The organism is Flavobacterium foetidum (assembly GCF_004634245.1).
Taxonomy (GTDB): Bacteria; Bacteroidota; Bacteroidia; order Flavobacteriales; family Flavobacteriaceae; genus Flavobacterium; species Flavobacterium foetidum.
Genome location: NZ_SJTF01000004.1, coordinates 156,522 through 174,867 on the forward strand (window position 1 = coordinate 156,522; position 18,346 = coordinate 174,867).

General features: G+C 35.5%; 13 protein-coding genes and 2 tRNA genes. 13 read left to right on the forward strand and 2 right to left on the reverse strand.

What is annotated here, in order from left to right; genetic code table 11:
- The first annotated feature begins 50 nt into the window (after nt 1–50).
- The 11 genes from E0W73_RS07280 to E0W73_RS07330 all read left to right on the forward strand — a co-directional run bounded on the left by E0W73_RS07280 (nt 51) and on the right by E0W73_RS07330 (nt 13,116).
- Nucleotides 51–596, forward strand: coding sequence for a hypothetical protein (locus E0W73_RS07280; protein ID WP_135221430.1), 546 nt, complete (start codon nt 51–53; stop codon nt 594–596).
- A gap of 49 nt (nt 597–645) precedes the next feature.
- Nucleotides 646–1,230: a DUF4082 domain-containing protein gene (locus tag E0W73_RS07285; protein ID WP_135221431.1), complete on the forward strand. Its 585-nt coding sequence runs from the start codon at nt 646–648 to the stop codon at nt 1,228–1,230.
- Nucleotides 1,231–1,604: 374 nt separating this feature from the next.
- Nucleotides 1,605–4,175 (forward strand): M1 family metallopeptidase, encoded by a 2,571-nt coding sequence (locus tag E0W73_RS07290; protein WP_135221432.1) that lies wholly within the window; start codon nt 1,605–1,607, stop codon nt 4,173–4,175.
- A 5-nt stretch (nt 4,176–4,180) separates the two neighbouring features.
- The gene (locus E0W73_RS07295; RefSeq protein ID WP_135221433.1) at nt 4,181–5,107 is read left to right on the forward strand and encodes a DUF58 domain-containing protein; all 927 of its coding nucleotides are present in this window, start codon (nt 4,181–4,183) and stop codon (nt 5,105–5,107) included.
- Between the two features lie 86 nt (nt 5,108–5,193).
- Nucleotides 5,194–5,267 (forward strand) — tRNA-Asp (locus E0W73_RS07300).
- 676 nt (nt 5,268–5,943) lie between these two features.
- Nucleotides 5,944–6,017: transfer RNA gene (locus E0W73_RS07305), tRNA-Asp, on the forward strand.
- A gap of 226 nt (nt 6,018–6,243) precedes the next feature.
- Entirely contained in the window at nt 6,244–7,065 is an 822-nt protein-coding gene (locus E0W73_RS07310) for a helix-turn-helix transcriptional regulator (RefSeq protein WP_135221434.1), read from the forward strand.
- Between the two features lie 934 nt (nt 7,066–7,999).
- Nucleotides 8,000–9,295 (forward strand): TolC family protein, encoded by a 1,296-nt coding sequence (locus E0W73_RS07315; protein ID WP_244248446.1) that lies wholly within the window; start codon nt 8,000–8,002, stop codon nt 9,293–9,295.
- Nucleotides 9,296–9,542: 247 nt separating this feature from the next.
- The gene (locus E0W73_RS07320; RefSeq protein ID WP_135221436.1) at nt 9,543–10,595 is read left to right on the forward strand and encodes an HlyD family secretion protein; all 1,053 of its coding nucleotides are present in this window, start codon (nt 9,543–9,545) and stop codon (nt 10,593–10,595) included.
- A 1-nt stretch (nt 10,596) separates the two neighbouring features.
- Nucleotides 10,597–12,180 (forward strand): MFS transporter, encoded by a 1,584-nt coding sequence (locus E0W73_RS07325; RefSeq protein ID WP_135221437.1) that lies wholly within the window; start codon nt 10,597–10,599, stop codon nt 12,178–12,180.
- 270 nt (nt 12,181–12,450) lie between these two features.
- Entirely contained in the window at nt 12,451–13,116 is a 666-nt protein-coding gene (locus E0W73_RS07330) for an HAD family hydrolase (protein WP_135221438.1), read from the forward strand.
- Nucleotides 13,117–13,177: 61 nt separating this feature from the next.
- Here the strand turns inward: E0W73_RS07330 and E0W73_RS07335 are convergent, their stop codons facing one another.
- Nucleotides 13,178–14,503 carry a sensor histidine kinase gene (locus E0W73_RS07335; RefSeq protein ID WP_135221439.1) on the reverse strand — a complete coding sequence of 442 codons (1,326 nt, stop codon included), beginning with the start codon at nt 14,501–14,503 and terminating at the stop codon, nt 13,178–13,180.
- A gap of 125 nt (nt 14,504–14,628) precedes the next feature.
- Nucleotides 14,629–15,981: a sigma-54-dependent transcriptional regulator gene (locus E0W73_RS07340; RefSeq protein ID WP_135221440.1), complete on the reverse strand. Its 1,353-nt coding sequence runs from the start codon at nt 15,979–15,981 to the stop codon at nt 14,629–14,631.
- Between the two features lie 160 nt (nt 15,982–16,141).
- On the opposite strand from E0W73_RS07340, the gene E0W73_RS07345 reads away from it, so the two are divergent.
- Nucleotides 16,142–17,383 carry an efflux RND transporter periplasmic adaptor subunit gene (locus E0W73_RS07345; protein WP_135221441.1) on the forward strand — a complete coding sequence of 414 codons (1,242 nt, stop codon included), beginning with the start codon at nt 16,142–16,144 and terminating at the stop codon, nt 17,381–17,383.
- Between the two features lie 135 nt (nt 17,384–17,518).
- On the forward strand, nt 17,519–18,226 hold the full coding sequence (locus tag E0W73_RS07350) for an ABC transporter ATP-binding protein (RefSeq protein WP_135221442.1): 708 nt from the start codon (nt 17,519–17,521) through the stop codon (nt 18,224–18,226).
- The last annotated feature ends 120 nt before the right edge of the window (nt 18,227–18,346 follow it).

An 18,346-nucleotide genomic window follows, 5' to 3' on the forward strand; every position in this document is an offset into this window, starting at 1 on the left:
TTGAATTAAATAAAAATCATTCGACTAATTTTTTAAAGACTAAAATCATTATGAAAACTTTTAAAACCATTTTTACAATTTTATTGGCCGCCTTTACAATAATTTCTTGCAGCGGCGACGACGGAGCAGATGGAACTAACGGAACTGACGGAACGCCGGGAGAGACAGGAACAGCAAATGTAATTTACAGCGGTTGGATTAATGCTCCGGCTGCAACACCTGAGACCATAGACGGAACTTCTGGTTTATCTACTTCTATAGCTGCACCGCAACTAACCGCTGATATAATGGCTAAAGGAACAATCTTAGTATATATGTCTTTTGGATCAGGAACTAATATTTACACGCTTCCTTATACCTCTACAGCAGGAGGAGCAACTAATACGATTACAGCAATTGCCAGCCTCAAGTCGATAAAGTTATTCCGATTCAAACATGCAAATGACGGAACAACGGTAGCGCTTCCAAGCACTCTTAGCTGGCGATACATCCTGATTCCTGGCGGTGTGCAGGCGGCAACTTCAAAAACAGCGCAACTGGATTATTCTAAAATGAGCTACGAAGAAGTTTGTGCACGTTTTAATATTCAACCTTAATTATTGACAATCATACATTAACCAAAGTAAAACAATTAAAGATAGTATTATGAAAACTTTTAAAACCCTATTTGCAATTTTAATGACCGCTACAATGGCTATATCTTGCAGCAATGATGACGACAAAGACAACACTCCAACTTTTAAGACAGAAAATCCTCTAGCAGCTTATTATACTCAGACTGGTTTTTCTACTGTCACAAATTTTATAAACTCAGGAGATTATGAATTCGGACTGGCTTTTACGCCTACTGTAAAAGGAAAAATTAAAGCGATCACTTTAAAACTGCCTGCAACAAACCCAAATGTACGTGTTACCATCTGGGACTATACCACTAAGGCAATATTGCGTACCGAAACTTTAAATGTTGCCACGGCAGATGTTCAGGTAAGTAAGGAAATCAGCGAATTGGCTTTAGAAAAAGATAAAAAATACCTGATTACCATGAATTCTAACGACTGGTATAAAAAGAGCAAAGCCGATAATAGCAATATTACCTACCCAGTTGTCGCGGGAAATATCACTATCAACGAATATAGATGGTTAAGCGGTACGGCGCAAACTTTCCCTACGACTGTTGCAATGAGCTACAATGCAGGAGATTTAAGTTTTGATTTTCAGCAGACAGAATAGTAGTTTTTTTGATAGTTTGAACTCGTTGGGTGAAATTATTTTCAACACATAGAAACATAGTTTAACTAAACTTAAAAAAGGCGTTTCACTAGTCTAAATGCACATAGTTTAGCTATGTGTGGAAACTTGTTTCTTCCATTTTCTTTTTTCGGCACAAAAAACTATGCCTCTATGTGTTAAAATGCTTTTATTTTTTAATTACACCCAACGGGTTAGTTTGAATTAGTAAGTTTGAAAAGGTTTGGCAATTGTCAAGCCTTTTTTGTTTGTTTTTTTCCACAGATTACTCAGATTAAAAGGATTAATTAATCTGTGAAAATCCTTTAATCTGTGGCAAACATTTTTTATTTTTACGAATCTTATATTCTTAAAAAATGAAAATTTTCTACAGCTTTTGGGCTTCTATTATAATGATTACGATTGGATTTTCTCAATCAAAAACCGAAGAAGTTTACATTCTAGACAAAGGCGTTTCAAAATACTTGGCAAATTATCGAAAACAGGAAATGTCAAATGTAAGTTATAATCTTTCATTTGAAATTCCGAATAAAAAAGAAGAAGAAATCAAAGCCCATTTAGTTGTAGAAACTACCTTGCCGAATCATCCTTATCGCTATATATATTTGGATTTCAAGGAAAAAACAGAAAACATAAAATCAGTTGAAGCCAACGGAAAAAAAGTTTCTATCGTTCATAAAAACGGACACATTGTTGTTGGTCCAGATGTTTTAACTGAAGGAAGAAATACCGTTTCGATTTCGTTCATTGCCGGAAATTTATCTTTAAACCGAAACGATGATTTTCTGTACACCTTATTAGTTCCGGATCGTGCGAGTACTGTATTTCCATGTTTTGATCAGCCGGATATTAAAGCGACCTACAAACTGAGTCTTTCTGTTCCGAAAGATTGGTCGGTTTTGGCTGGAGCCGATGTAAAAGAAAAGGTCGAAAAAGGTGATTTTACGTCTTACACTTTTAGAGAATCAGACAAAATGAGCACTTATTTGTTTTCGTTTGTTGCGGGAAAATTCAAAAACGTGACACAAAAACCAGCTAATTTGGAAATGACGATGTTGTACCGCGAAAACAATCCCGAAAAGATAAAAGTAAGTACCGATACCATTTTTAATCTGCATCAGCAATCTTTAGATTTTTTAGAAAAATACACCAATTATAAATTCCCTTTTCAAAAGTTGGATTTTGCTTCAATTCCCGTTTTCCAGTATGGCGGAATGGAACACGTTGGCGCTATTCAGTACCGAGAATCGACCTTGTTTTTGGACAACAGTGCCACCGACAGCGAAAAATTAAGTCGTGCAAAATTGATTGCACACGAAACTTCTCATATGTGGTTTGGCGATTTAGTAACCATGAAATGGTTTGACGATGTTTGGATGAAAGAAGTTTTTGCCAACTTCATGGCCGATAAAATCATGAATCCGATTTTTCCGAAAGTCAATCATAATCTACAGTTTTTTACAGCGCATTATCCTAGCGCTTACGCAGAAGACAGATCTTTGGGAACACATCCGATACGACAAAATCTGGCTAATTTAAAAGATGCAGGTTCGCTTTATGGCGCCATAATCTACAATAAAGCACCGATTATGATGCGACAATTAGAAGCATCAATGGGAAAAGAAGCTTTTCAGAAAGGAATTCAAAAATACATTCAGAAATATGCCAATGACAATGCAGACTGGAACAATCTGGTAGAATTACTGGATGCTGAAACGCCTTTGGATATGAAGAAATGGAGTGAGGTCTGGGTAAACAAATCGGGAAGAGCGATTTTCTCCAATAAAATAGAATACAACGCCAAAAACCGTATCAAGAAATTTTACATTATGCAAGATGCAGAACATAAATCGGATAATTTCTGGCCTCAGATTTTTCAGATTGGTTTCGTTTATCCTAATGAGGTAAAAATTGTAACGGCAAATATTACTGATCGAATAATAGATATAAAAGAAACTGTCGGTCTTGAAAAACCACTTTTCATTGCCTACAATTATAACGGATTTGGATACGGAGTTTTTCCGCTTGACGGGAATAACTTAAATTACATTGCTTCTTTAAAAGATGAAATGGCAAGAGCTGCTGCGTATAGCAATCTTTATGAAAATACGCTGATTGGAAATATTTCTGTCGAAAAAGCTTTTGATTGTTTTATGCAAGGAATTGAATCTGAGCAAAATGAATTGGTTTTGCGAATTGCATCAAACAGCCTGAATACAATTTATTGGAGATTTTTAACCGAAAAACAACAGCATAAATATCAGAAACAGCTTGAAGATGTTTTGAACGAGCGTTTGCAAGCCAATTTGTCAGCCAATATCAAAAAGACATTATTCGGATTATTCAGCTCAATTGCTTATTCTGATTCGGCAAAAGCCAAATTATATCAAATTTGGAATAAGGAACTGGTGATTTCGGGACTTAAATTAAACGAAGACGATTTTACCAATATGGCGATGAATCTGGCGATTTTCGAGCATGAAAAAGCCGATGAAATTTTAGAGAAAACAAGAACTACAATTACAAACCCAGATAAAAAGAAGCGATTTGAGTTTTTGCTTCCATCTCTTTCAAAAGACGAATCGGTGCGAAATAAATTTATAGAATCCTTAAAAGACGATACCAACCGCGAGAAAGAATCTTGGGTTTCTGTTGGTCTGGCAAATGTAAACCATCCGCTTAGACAGGAAAGTGCGAAAAAATTTATCAGATTTTCATTAGATTTGGTGGAGGAAATCCAGCGTACGGGAGATATTTTCTTTCCGAAAGATTGGTTGGATAACACCGTTGGAAGATATTCGTCAAAATACGCTTTTGATGAGGTACAGAAATTCTTAAAAGAAAACCCTAATTTTAGTCCGATTCTAAAACGCAAGTTATTCATGGCTACAGATTTGCTTTACAAAGCGCAAAACATTAAAAAATAAACCGAATGAAAATTGAATCGGAAATAGAGAAAGTCTCCAGTTTTCAGCATCTTGAAATGCTGGCGAATCAGGTTGTGGAAGGTTTTATATCGGGAATGCATAAAAGTCCGTTTCATGGATTTTCGGCGGAATTTGCCGAACACAAAGTCTATAATGCAGGCGAAAGCACCAAACATATCGATTGGAAATTATTTGCCAAAACCGATCGTTTGTACACAAAACGTTTTGAAGAAGAAACCAATATGCGATGCCACATTATTGTGGATAATTCGTCATCTATGCATTATCCAGAACTGAAATCGAATCAGCCTTTTTATGAAAAGAAAATCGGTTTCTCGGTTTTGGCTTCAGCTGTTTTAATGAATATTCTAAAGAAACAGCGCGATGCCGTTGGTTTGAGCATTTTCTCTGATCATTACGAATATTATGCTCCAGAAAAAGGAAGCGATCGTCATCACCGAATGCTGCTGAATAAACTGGAACAAATATTAGAACAGCCAAAAACAAAAAAAACAACAGATACCATTACCTATCTGCACCAAATTGCAGAGAAAATGCACCGTCGTTCGATGATTATTCTGTTTACTGATATGTTTCAGACCGCAGATGATGAAAAACTGTTTAATGCTTTACAGCATTTAAAGCACAACAAACATAAAGTAGTTTTGTTTCACGTAATTGACAGCAAAACAGAGTTGGAATTTGATTTTGATAATGCTCCGAGAAAATTTATCGATTTAGAATCGGGAGAAGAAGTGTCTATTTTTGCCGATAATGTAAAGGCAGAATACGAAAAAAGAGCAGAAACATATTTTAAAGAACTGTCTTTAACCTGTGCCAAGAATCAAATTAAGTATGTTCAGGTAAATGTTGGCGATAATTTTGAAAAAATACTAACCACTTATCTTGTTGAAAAACAAAACTTTGGATAATTTTTTAAATAAAAAAAATATTTTTTTCATAAAAACACTTGCAGAAACAAAATTCTGTTATATCTTTGCAACCGCAATAACGCAGAGGTTTGGTAGTTCAGTTGGTTAGAATACATGCCTGTCACGCATGGGGTCGCGGGTTCGAGTCCCGTCCAGACCGCAATATTGGGAGAAGCCTTTCTTAACAGAAAGGCTTTTTTGCCCAAAAACGGTATCTAAGATTAGTTGTGTTGTTTTGCTGAGAATTTGTAACTCTCAGCTCGGTTTAGTAGTTAGACCAATGAAAAGCTTTCCACTTTGTGGATGGCTTTTTTGATTTAAGACACTTTTGTAAAAGGTAAATTCCAATTTCTAAATACTCGTTGAAAATTCCAAATTCCAAAATTGGATTGTGAAGATTTAAACGCAAAGCACACAAAGATTTTTTTTTAAGAATACAAAGTTCGCAAAGCTTACGATTCAGAAAGCTCTACGATTTTTTTTGTTTAATTCTGATTTCAACGAACCATTTGTCATTCTGAGGGACGAAGAATCACACTAGAGACTCCACAAAGATTGTCCATCATGTATTAAGATATAACCCGTGGTTTTCAACCACGGTGACACAATGTATATCAATACGTTTCCTGTGGTTGAAACCACAGGCTATGCTTAGCAAAAATCAAAAAGACTTTGCGCTCTTAGCGGTTAAAAACAAAGAAACTTCTTCTTTTTTAATTTTGTAGCTAATTTTTAAAATATTGGAATTTAACCAATTAAAAATTTCTCAAATATTATTTGAAAAAACACTTGCAGAAATGAAAATCTGTTGTATTTTTGCACTCGCAATAACGCAGGGTTTGGTAGTTCAGTTGGTTAGAATACATGCCTGTCACGCATGGGGTCGCGGGTTCGAGTCCCGTCCAGACCGCCTAAGTTTGTAGAAAGCTTCTCTTCATGAGAAGCTTTTTTGTTTTTATACACTTTGGGGTTTAACCGCAGAGAGCGAAGATTTACGCAAAGTTCGCAAATGCTTTTTTGAGCCAAGATTCGTAAAAGTTCACAAATTTTTATCGTGTAGATTTGCGAACTTTGCGGTTAATTTTTTTTGATTTCATTTTGGAATTTGAAATTTATTTCTTCCCTATCTTTATATAATGGAACAAGGCACATTCAAAGTAGACAAGTATTATCTCAATAAGGTAGATGCTGATAAAAAAAGCATTTATTGTCATCATGATATAATGGGCGAATTGCTTGTTCCAACGCATAAACACAACAAAGCACAAATGCTCTATGCAGAAGGCGATGTGGTTTTTGTGACTACTGAAACGAAATCCTATTTTTTGCCTGCAAGACATTTTATCTGGATTCCGGCCGGATTGGAGCATAGCATCGAACCAAAGTCGGAACATGTGATGATGCGAAATCTTTATTTTCCGGTTGAAAAAGATGATGTTGATTTCTACAAAAGCGAAGGTATTTATCCGGTGAATAATTTACTGCTTCAAATGATGATGTTCACCAATCAGTGGAATGGAGATTTGAAAAAAGGTTCTCCGAATTTTGTTATTGCAAAAGCGATAAAAGCGATTCTTCCGCAAATCTGTACTAATAATTTGCCTTTAGAATTACCTCAGCCAAAAGACAAACGTCTTGGTAAAATTCTGCGCCATATTGAAAACAATCTCGGAGAAACAATTTTATTTGCTGATGTTGCTCATGAATTTGGTTTTAGCGAACGCTCTTTATACCGTTTATTTCAAAAAGACTTAGGCATGTCGTTTATTCAATATTATACCATCCGTAGAATTTTAAAAGCAATCGAACTTTTATTAGAAAGAAAACTTTCGGTAAAAGAGGTAGCTGAAGAAGTTGGTTATAATAGTGTTCCAACTTTCAGTAACACTTTCTTCAAAATTTTAGGCCAAAGACCTTCAGATTACTTAAACGGGGAAGAGATTTTGGAGCGAAAATAAAATTTTGTTTCACCGCAGATTTATCTAGATTAGACAGATTTTGTTATTTCACGCTAAAAATTTTCTCTCGCAGATTCCGCAGATTTAGCGGATTTTTTGAAATGTGCTGAATAAATGTTTCACGCAGATCTAAACAGATTTAAGCAGAATTCGCAGATTTTATTCATTCTTTGCCGAAAAATTTCTCTCGCTGATTGTATTATTTTACAAACTAAAATCTCCTCTTGCAGATTCCGCAGATTTAGCGGAATTTTTGAAATGTGCTGAATAAATGTTTCACGCAGATCTAAACAGATTTAAGCAGATTTCGCAGATTTTATTCATTGTGCTGAAAAATTTCTCTCGCTGATTGTATTATTTCACAAACTAAAATCTCCTCTCGCAGATTCCGCAGATTTAGCGGATTTTTTGAAATGTGCTGAATAAATATTTCACGCAGATCTAAACAGATTTAAGCAGATTTCGCAGATTTTATTCATTCTTTGCTGAAAAATTTCTCTAACTGATTGTATTATTTTACAAACTAAAATCTCCTCTCGCAGATTCCGCAGATTTAGGGGATTTTTTTAAAATTCTGTCAATCTGCGGAATCTGCGGAATCTGCGAGAGGAAAAATAAAAATCAGCTTCATCTGCCAAGATGATTAAATCTACAAGAGAAAAAAAAGAAATCTGTGGCTATCAGCTAAAATCCTTTCAAATCTGCGTGAAATAATTTCGACTTCAACTGTTTACTTATCAGTGCTTTAACATATCGTTTTCGAAAAACGAAATTTTAACGATTGTCCGAAATGAATATGTTATTGACTTTTTAGAATCATCCGCCAAGGAAAAAATGAAGGAACTTTGCAGCATAAATTATTTAAACATCCATGTTCCTTACAAAAACAAACTCTAAAGAAGATTGTTTCCCCAGAAGCTTATTGATTTTACTAATGATATTAGTATTCATTAGTTTACAAGCGCAGGAAGTTCATACGGTTTCTTTACAACAAGCGATGAAACTTGCGAAGGAAAACAACAAAAAAGTCCTTAAATCTCAACTGGAGATTACGATAGCTGAGCAAAACATCAAAGAAAGAAAAGAACTCAGATTGCCAGATGTACAACTAAACGGAATGTACTCGAGAATTACCAACATTACAGAATTTAAAGGAAACGGTTTTTTAAAAGATAAAGAAGTTACACCGGCAATTCCTGAAATCTACGAAGTAAATGCCTCTTTTAAAATGCCTCTTTACGTCGGAAACAAGATTAATAACGCAATCAAAATTGCAAATCAGGAAAACGAAATTGCGAAAATAAAATCAGAAAAAACAGAAAATGATATCGAACTGCAAGTTGTGGCCAACTATCTAGCGATTTATAAAATGATGGAACTTCAAAAGATTTTTGACGAAAACATCAAAGAAGAAAAAAGCAGATTAAAAGAAGTCCAATCGCTTCAAAAACACGGAACGATAACCAAAAATGAGGTTATACGCGCCGAATTACAACTCTCAGATCGTGAATTGAATGCGCTTACAAACTCCAAAAACATTAAAATCGCACTTCACGATCTGAAGACGTTGATTCAGATTCCAGAAAACGAAGAAATTGCAATCGACACCATGACAAATCTCGATGAAATGAGCGGTCTAGATTCTTATGATTTTTATCTAAACAAAGCCATGCAGAACGAGGAAATGCGAATGGCAAGTCAAGAATTAGACATCAGCAAAACCGAATTGAAATTAGTAAAAGGTAATTATTTGCCAACTTTAGATTTCTTCGGGAATTATGGTTTTTATTATCCAAACTACAAATTCTTTCCACCCAATCCGTATTTGTACACTTTAGGCCAAGTGGGTATTGAGGCGCGTTTTGACCTTTCGTCTTTGTATAAAAACAAAACGAAAATGGCGCAAGCCAATACAAAAATCGAAACACAGCAAATGCAGAATGAAATCATAAAAGATGAGATTGAGGATCAACTGTATAAAGAACATGCGCAATATCAGGAAATTCTTGAAAAGTTTGTTGTGGTTGACAAGGCTTTGGATTTAGCTCAAGAAAACTACCGAATCGTAAAGCTAAAATATTTAAATCAATTGGTTTTAATTACCGAAATGGTCGATGCTGACAATGCTTTGCTTCAGGCGAAATACAACAAAATCTCTACCCGATTGGATGCGATTTTGAAACATTACGAGCTGTTGCATACGGCGGGGATGATGCCTAGCGAGATTTAAATTAAAGCATAGAAAATAGAATATAGAGAATAGAGCAAAAAATATAGATTTTCAGTTCCAGAGGAACGATTCATTTTGTAGCGCAGGATTTTAATCCTGGGAAAAATAGAGATTTTCAGTCCTGAAGGAACGATTCATATTGTAGCGCAGGATTTTAATCCTGGGAAGAATAGAGATTTTCAGTTCCGAAGGAACGATTCATTTTGTAGCGCAGGATTTTAATCCTGGGAAAAATAAAGAAAAAGATATGGTTAAGATTAAAAATGAAACTAGAAGAAACAAAACGTTTCATATACTAATAACAATTATTGCATGTTCGCTGGTGATAAGCGGGGTTATTTTGGGAATTTGGTTTTATGTGTTTAACCGAAATCACGAAGAAACCAATGACGCTCAGATTGAGCAATACGTGACGCCAATTATGTCGAGAATTACAGGTTATGTACAGGAAGTTCGTTTTAACGAAAACCAGTTTGTACATAAAGGCGATACTTTGGTGATACTTGATAACAGAGAATATAAATCGAAATTGAATGTGGCTCTTGCCGATGTTCAAAACGCCCAGCAAAATAGTGTTGTAGCTCAGAAAAATGCCATTAACACAGCCAGTGCAACAGCGATTAATGAAGCGCAATTGGAAGCTGCCACATCGAATCTTTGGAAAACAAAATTAGAATACGAAAGATATCAGGCTTTAGTAAAAGAAGAAGCCGCAACTTCTCAGCAGTTAGAAAAAGTCCGTGCCGATTACGAGTCGGCTCAAGCGCATTTTCAGGAAATGAAAAACAGGATTCATTCTTCGGCTTTAAGCACTTCGGTTGCTGAGGCGAATGTTCCGACGACGCAAACCACTATTGCATCCAAACAAGCTGTTGCTGATAATGCGGCATTGTTTCTTTCATACACCGTTATTACAGCGCCTTATGATGGCTGGGTCGGAAAACGAACTTTACAGCCAGGACAAATGGTAAAAGAAGGTCAGTCGCTGCTTTCTATCGTTAGCAAAGAAAAATGGATTACTGCCAATTTTAAAGAAACGCAATTGCAATATTTAACCGTTGGCCAAGAAGTTGAAATTAAAGCTGATGCTGTAAGTGACAAAGTTTTTGAAGGAACGATTGCCTCACTATCTCCTGCCAGTGGTGCGAGATTCTCTTTGCTTCCCCCTGATAATGCTACTGGAAACTTCGTGAAAATCGAACAAAGAATTCCGGTTCGAATTCAATTAAAAGAACAGGACAAACAAACCGATTTTTTAAGAGCAGGAATGAATATTACCATTGTTGCTGCGCACAAATAAAATGGAAAATAAAAGCATCTTTAAATCTTGGGTTCCAAAATGGGCGATCATTATTATTTTGTTCGTTTGTCTCTTGCATTCCATGATTTTATTAGGGGTTTACTCCTCAAACGTTACGTATGCAGCGAGTTTTCTGGACATTGAACCCGAAGATTTGCAGTTTGCAATGTGTGTTACGTACGGAACACTGTTGGCAACCATTTTGATAGAAGGCCGATTTTCAAGTTTTTTCCCTGCAAAAAATTATTTGATGGCGGTTTATTCCCTTATCGGAATTACGATTGTTTCCTCAGCATATATTACCAATTTTTCTGTTTTTTTATTGATGAGAGTTGCCGAAGGAATCCTGATGGCGCTTCCGGTAATCACAATCAGGCAACTGCTTATTGAACAGTTCAATACTAAAAATGCCATAATTATTGGGTTTTCGTTTTACTACGGCGCATTGTTGTTGTCTACACCTTTTATTATGAATATTGCCGTGTGGTTTCTCGATCATTACGACTGGAAATATATGTTGTATGTTTCGGGCGGACTGCAGGTCTTAAACGTCTTTTTAATCTTAGTGACTTTCAGAGGGCACCGAATTACAAAGAAGATTCCGTTGTATCAAATCGATTGGATGAGTTATTTTTTGGTTTTAATTTCGATTCTTTGCGGTGCCTACTTTTTTGTTTATGCTGAGAAAAAATATTGGTTCGAATCTTCGGAAATGGTTTTGATGCTGATCATTTCGCTCATTACGGGTGGCTTATTCATTTTTAAAGAACGTCTGGTAAAAAGACCAAGTTTTGATTTTGAAGTGATAAAATACGCCAATCTGCGAATCGGATTTTTATTGTTTTTCCTTTTCTACATCAGCAGAGCAACGCTAAGTCTTTGCCATTCGGCAATGTTCTCCATTTGGAACTGGGATCCATCGCGCGTTGCGGGCGTACAATACATCAACGGATTAGGAAATGTAATCGGGTTAATTTTAGCTGCTTTTTTCCTGATGAAATCGGTTTCAACCAAAATCATTTTCATGATTGGTTTTACGCTTATTGCAGTGTTTCATTTCTGGTTTACGTTTCTTTTTGTAGCCGATGTAGCGTTGAGCGACATCGTGATTCCGTATATTTTGCAAGGAATCGGTGTGGGATTTTTATTTGTTCCGCTCATCTTATTTACCACCTCATCGGTTCCGGCAAATATGGCAGTTTCATCTGGAATTGTCGGTGTTTCGGGGCGTTTCTGGGGAAGCACAATCGGTTTTTGCATCATGCAGAATGCCGTTGTTTTCTTAAACAAAAAACACTTTTTGAAACTAAGCCAATTCGTCACAAGCGAAAATCCAGCAGCACAGCAAACCATCGCAAGTACAACTCAAAGTTTTATCGCCAAAGGATATTCGGCTGATAATGCGAATGTTCTGACGATGAAGAAGCTTTTCGGTACAATCGCCAAACAATCGACTTTATTGGCCGATATGGAAATTTACACTATCGTAGGTTATGGTTTAGTGGTTTTGATTGTACTAATTGCTTGTAACCAACATTTGAGACAAACCTTTACTTTGGTAAAAAGTAAAATTTGGATTGGTTAAGGATTTAATCTCGCAAAGTCGCAAAAGTTTTATTTACTCTCGCAGATTTGGCAGATTATGCAGATTATTTATTTTCTTATTTTAAAAGTCATATCTGCTCAATCTGCCAAATCTGCGAGAGACAAATCCTTTAAATCTTTTTATTCTGTGGATTTAAATGAATACTCTTCGACTTCGCGACTTTGCGAGATTAAAAAAAACTCTTAGCGAATCTCCATACAACTCTGCGGAATAACTTATCTTGCACCCGTCTAAAAAACAAATAAAATTATGAGCCAAAAATGTGTAATCTTTGATATGGATGGCGTGATTTGCCACACCAATCCGCATCATGTAGTCGCTTTTGAAGAATTTTTCAATAAATATAAAATTCCGTACACCAATCAAGAATTTGAAGAACATATGTACGGAAAACACAATAGTTACATCATGACACATTTCTTCAAACGAACGATTGAAGGAGAAGAATTGCTAAAACTGGAAGACGAAAAAGAAGGAATGTTCCGCGAAATTTACAAAGACAAAGTCGAAACGATTCCGCATTATATGCAGTTTTTAGAAGAACTAAAAGTTCGTGGATTTAAAACCGCTGTTGCAACATCTGCGCCTCGTGCCAATTTGGATTTAATTGCCAATTTCTTAAAATTAGATCAAAAAATGGATTCGATGATGTCAAGCGAAGACGTTACACTTCATAAACCAAACCCTGAGGTGTATCTAAAATCGGCAGAACGTGTTGGAGTTGCCCCATCTGACTGTGTGGTTTTCGAGGATTCTTTTTCGGGCGTTACAGCAGGATTAAATGCCGGAATGAAAGTCGTAGGCGTTTTAAGCACACATACCAAAGAACAACTTCCTCCATGTGATTTTTACATTAATGATTATAGCGAAGTGAATGTGGACAAGATTATTGAAATATTAAATTCCAATTTTTAAAATACCAAGTGATGCGAGACCTTTCTCAAGTTTAAAACTTTGACAAAGGTCTTGCTCATTTTTAAATCAGACATATTACAAAATCGGTTTTTTCTGAGTCGGTTTGGTAGCTTAGATAACCGCCGTGCGCTTCGATAATATTTTTAGAAAGCGTGAGTCCAATTCCCGCACCGTCTTTTCTGGTAGTGAAAAACGGAAGAAAAACTTTGTCCTGAATTTCGGGGTCTACTCCTCTTCCATTGTCCGAAATCACTATAAAAAAACGATTGTTTTCGGTATAACTTGAAAGAATCAATTTCTTTTCTGTTTTATCTTTTAAAGCATGAATGCTATTGGTAATCAAATTAATAACAACCTGTTCCATCTGATTTTTATCAATCAAAATAGAACGCGAACTTTTAATTTCATTGATTAATTCTATATTTTCAGCTTTCAGAATCGGATTCATGATTCGAAGGCAGTCTTCAAACAAAACATTAATTGGAGTCATTTGCTTGTTGGGCGTTGGCAACATGGCGAGTTTTCTGTAATTCTCAACAAAAACCTGCAAATGGTCGCTTCTGTTTATAATGGTTGATATACTGCTTTTGATATCTTCAAAATCATCATTTTCCAGCTCGTCCTGATTGACAATATGCAGCAGATTCTGCGAAAGCGCACGAATTGGCGTCAAAGAATTCATCAATTCATGCGAAATAATTTTCATTAAATTAATCCAAGCCTCTTTTTCCTTTTTCTCAATGACACGCTGAATACTGTCTAATAAAATGATGAAATATTCTTTGTTGTAAGTCTGCGTAAGCGAAGTCTGAAGCATAAAAGTCTGCAGATCCTGATCTTCAATTTTGATTGAAATAGCGGTTTTAAGTTCACCAAAACCTACATTCTCAATCTCATTGCAAAGCCCTGGAAGATAGTTTTTAAGGTATTTCCAATGACTTACTTTTGGCACTTTAAACAAACTTGAAAAACAATCGTTCATGATAAAAATAGACCAATCTTCATTTTCTTTTTCGAGAATCAAAGCAGCAGTGTCGATACTGTTCAAAATCGAACGATAAATGAGTTCTTTTGATGTCTGTTCTTGTCGCTGTACTTTTAGGGTATCATATAAAAGATATAAACTATTGAAATTGTCTTTCTTGTGTTCTTCTGTAAAATGAGCAGAAAAATCGTCGTGTAGAATAGAGTTTATTGTTTTATCATAAAACAGCAATTGGTTTTTGACAAAAAAATACATTTCGACAAGGAAAATTAAAACAAAAACACTAACCAATAAAGCGTTGTAATGAAATCCTTTATAGAATAATAATACGGTGGCAAGGAAGAGCACCATTACAAATAAAACTCTCACGAACAATGCATTATAAAACTTCCAGTTCTTCATTTTTTTTGAATTGCCTCCAGCTTTAGCTGGAGAGATACATTATTTATAGAAATAGGCTTTAGCCAAAATGCCTAAGTTTGGCTAAAGCCTCCAATCTTTATTTCAATATTAACTACTCATTTTCTTTAATTTTTTAAATCGTATTTTTCGATTCTTCTATATAAAGCAGCACGCGACAAACCGAGTTCTTCTGCAGTTTTACTGATGTTTCCGTTATGTTTAAAAAGAGCTTTTTCGATTGCATTTTTTTCCATTTCAGACAGCGGATTTTCATCCATTTCCTGAATTTCTTCAAAATCCAGAATATCCAAATCCAGTACCGTAATCGTATTATTTTCGGCTAAAATCAAAGCCCTTTCGATTTTATTCTCCATTTCGCGGACATTTCCTTTCCACGGATATCGTTCCAGATACGGGCCAGCGTTTTCTTCAAACTGTGCCTCTTTTTGATTGTATTTTTCTGCAATCTTTTCTAGAATAAAATTTGCCATCGGAACAATATCGTCTTTTCTTTCTCGTAGAGACGGCAGATTTATTTCCATTGTATTAATTCGATAGAGCAAATCTTCTCGAAAAGTTTTGTTTTTTACCTCCGTTTTGATATCGCTGTTGGTTGCCGCGATAACACGTACGTTAAGCGGTCTCGGTTTGCTTTCACCCAGACGAACTACTGTCTTAGTCTGCAATACATGGAGCAATTTGGCTTGTAGATGAAGCGGAATATTCCCAATCTCATCCAAAAAAATAGTTCCGTTTTGCGCGGTTTCAAATCTTCCTGCTGTATCGATTTTGGCATCGGTAAAAGCACCTTTTGCATATCCAAAAAGCTCGCTTTCAAACAAATTATCGCTCAAAGAACCTAAATCGACATGTACAAAAGGCTGGTTTTTTCGTTCAGAGTGATAGTGAATGTGCTCGGCAAAAACATATTTCCCAGTTCCGTTTTCGCCTAAAATCAGAACATTTGCATCGGTTCTGGCTACTTTTTCAGCAATAGAATACGCCTGTTTTATTTTGGCCGAAGTGCCGATAAAATATAGTTTTTCTGTCTGTACCGACTTTTCTAAAGCTATTTTTTTATTGTTTTTTCTGCTTTCAACGAGCGCTTTATCTATTATTTCGAGCAGCTTTTCATTATTCCAAGGTTTTAAAACATAATCAAAAGCGCCAATTTTTATGCCTTCAACAGCAGTTTCAATTTTGCCGAAAGCCGTCATTAAAATCACAATCGTATTTGGCGAAAGTGTTTTTATTTCTTTCAGCCAGTGAATTCCTTCCCGTCCGTCTTCAAAACCAATTCGGTAATTCATATCCAGCAAAACCACATTGATTTCGTTTTCACTTAAGATAGAAATGATTTTCTTGGGGCTACTTGTTGTGAAAATAGTTTCGAAATGTTTTTTAAGAACCATTTTGGCCGAAAAAAGAATTTCTTCCTGATCGTCGACAATTAATATTTGGGCTTGCTTTTTTCTCATGATTTGTTTTTTGTGTTCGCTTTCGAACGGTCAACTGTTCATTATCGAACACTGTTGTTAAAAGTCGTTTTTCAAAGACTCTTTAAAATCAATGCTTTACAAATAATAAATTTTATGGCACAGTATTTACCTATTGACTATCAGTAAATTATTAAAGAAAATGGACAAGTTAATTCCTCGTAAAAATAAAAAATTTAGATATTTCACAATAGCAATTGCTCTATTTTTAGTTTTTGCGATTATGCTTTTTTTTGCTTTTAATACCAAAAGAACACTGAATGTAAAAGCAGATGAATTGGTGATTCAGAAAGCAGAGAAATCGTTTTTTGAGGACTTTGTCGTTTTTCAGGCAAAAGTAGAACCGCTTAATGTCATGCTGGTAAACGTAACCGAAGGAGGTTCTGTAAAAGAGATTTTTGTAGAAAACGGCGCTATGGTCACCAAAGGGCAATCACTCGCCCGTTTGTACAATCCAAATACCGAACTGAATTATTTAACACAGGAAACTGCCATTATTGAGCAAATCAATAACCTTAACACCGGAAAATTAAACATCAGAAATCAGGAACTTAATTTGACAAAAGATTTGGTTCTTATAGAGCACGATTACAACGATGCCAAAAGATTGTACGATATGAACTCGAAATTGTTTGATAAAGATGTGATTTCAAAAAATGACTGGAACACGTTTAAAGAAAGTCTTCGTTTTCAGGAAGAACGCAAAAAAACGATTCAGCAGAGCATTCAAAAAGAAAAACAAAGTAATCAGGTCCAGATTTCACAGATCAACCGTTCGATTCAGACAATGGAAAAAAGTCTCGAAATCCTGAGAAACAACAAAAAAAACTTCTTGATCACAGCTCCCGAAACGGGAAGACTAACTTCTTTTGAGCCTGTGTTAGGAAAAACTTTTCAGGCCGGAGCCAGCATCGGCAAAATTGATTCTAATAAAGGATACAAACTCACAGCAGAGGTTGACGAGTTTTATCTTGAAAAAATCAGGGAAGGCTTAAAAGGCCAAGTAGAATTTAAAGGCAAAAATCTTGAAGTTTTGGTGACTAAAGTAATTCCAGAAGTAAAAGGCGGCCGTTTTACAGTCGAATTAGCGTTTACTTCTAAAGAAAATATCATGCTGCAAGACGGTTTAAGCTTTGGAGTAAAACTTATTTTATCTGAGAAGAACAAAACCTTGGTGATTCCAAAAGGAAGTTTTAATCAGGAAGCGGCAGGAAAATGGATTTTTGTCGTAAAAGGAAACAAAGCCGAAAAAAGAAACATAAAATTGGGGCGCGAAAACCCTTCTTATTATGAAGTTCTGGAAGGCTTAAAAGAAGGCGAATCTGTCATTACTTCTTCTTACTCGGATTATAAAGATATCGAGGAACTTTCGCTGGAAAAGTAAACGTTTCAAGTTTCAGGTTTCAGGTTTCAGGTTAACGCAACGAAAAACTTAAAACTTGAAACCTGAAACAAAAATCATCGTTTCAATCATCAATCAAAAAACGCAATTAATAACCATTCAAAATCTTAAAAAATTATGATCACAATTCAGAATTTAACCAAAGTTTTTAGAACAGAAGAAATAGAAACTGCTGCTTTGAGCGGTATCAATTTAGAAATAAAAAAAGGAGATTTTTTAACTATTATGGGACCTTCAGGTTGCGGAAAATCGACTTTACTGAACATCATTGGCCTTTTGGACAGTGCAAATGACGGAAGCTACAAACTGCTAGATCAGGAAATGATAGGTCTTAAAGAAAAAGGAAGAGCAAAAGTGAGAAAAGAAAATATTGGTTTTATTTTTCAGAATTTCAACCTCATCGACGAGCTTTCTGTTTATGACAATATCGAATTACCTCTACTTTACAATAATGTAAAAGCTTCTGAAAGAAAACAAAAAATTGAAGCAATTGCGGAGAAATTGAATATCTCTCACAGACTCAAACATTTTCCGCAACAGCTTTCAGGCGGACAGCAGCAAAGAGTTGCCGTTGCAAGGGCTTTGGTTAATGACCCTAAAATCATCCTTGCCGATGAGCCGACCGGAAACTTAGACAGCAAAAACGGTAATGAAGTAATGGAGCTTTTAACCGATTTGCATGCTAAAGGCGCTACCATACTAATGGTTACCCACTCTGATTATGATGCTTCTTTTTCGCAGAGAACTATTCATATGAAAGACGGAGTTATATTTTCTGAAAAATTAAATCAACGAAATGTTGATGTTTTTATGGACGCTAAATAAATAAAAAATGATTAAGATTATTATAGCCGCATTGGTAATTGTAGTTGAATTTGTTTTCAAAATACTTACGATTATCTAAAACCAACAAGGTTTAAAACAGCCAAAAACAACTATAAAATT

Bases quoted from the DNA above. Each gene is read 5' to 3' on its own strand.
- E0W73_RS07280 (WP_135221430.1), top strand. From the start codon at position 51: ATGAAAACTTTTAAAACCATTTTTACAATTTTATTGGCCGCCTTTACA.
- E0W73_RS07285 (WP_135221431.1), top strand. From the start codon at position 646: ATGAAAACTTTTAAAACCCTATTTGCAATTTTAATGACCGCTACAATG.
- E0W73_RS07290 (WP_135221432.1), top strand. From the start codon at position 1,605: ATGAAAATTTTCTACAGCTTTTGGGCTTCTATTATAATGATTACGATT.
- E0W73_RS07295 (WP_135221433.1), top strand. From the start codon at position 4,181: ATGAAAATTGAATCGGAAATAGAGAAAGTCTCCAGTTTTCAGCATCTT.
- E0W73_RS07310 (WP_135221434.1), top strand. From the start codon at position 6,244: ATGGAACAAGGCACATTCAAAGTAGACAAGTATTATCTCAATAAGGTA.
- E0W73_RS07315 (WP_244248446.1), top strand. From the start codon at position 8,000: ATGATATTAGTATTCATTAGTTTACAAGCGCAGGAAGTTCATACGGTT.
- E0W73_RS07320 (WP_135221436.1), top strand. From the start codon at position 9,543: ATGGTTAAGATTAAAAATGAAACTAGAAGAAACAAAACGTTTCATATA.
- E0W73_RS07325 (WP_135221437.1), top strand. From the start codon at position 10,597: ATGGAAAATAAAAGCATCTTTAAATCTTGGGTTCCAAAATGGGCGATC.
- E0W73_RS07330 (WP_135221438.1), top strand. From the start codon at position 12,451: ATGAGCCAAAAATGTGTAATCTTTGATATGGATGGCGTGATTTGCCAC.
- E0W73_RS07335 (WP_135221439.1), bottom strand. From the start codon at position 14,503: ATGAAGAACTGGAAGTTTTATAATGCATTGTTCGTGAGAGTTTTATTT.
- E0W73_RS07340 (WP_135221440.1), bottom strand. From the start codon at position 15,981: ATGAGAAAAAAGCAAGCCCAAATATTAATTGTCGACGATCAGGAAGAA.
- E0W73_RS07345 (WP_135221441.1), top strand. From the start codon at position 16,142: ATGGACAAGTTAATTCCTCGTAAAAATAAAAAATTTAGATATTTCACA.
- E0W73_RS07350 (WP_135221442.1), top strand. From the start codon at position 17,519: ATGATCACAATTCAGAATTTAACCAAAGTTTTTAGAACAGAAGAAATA.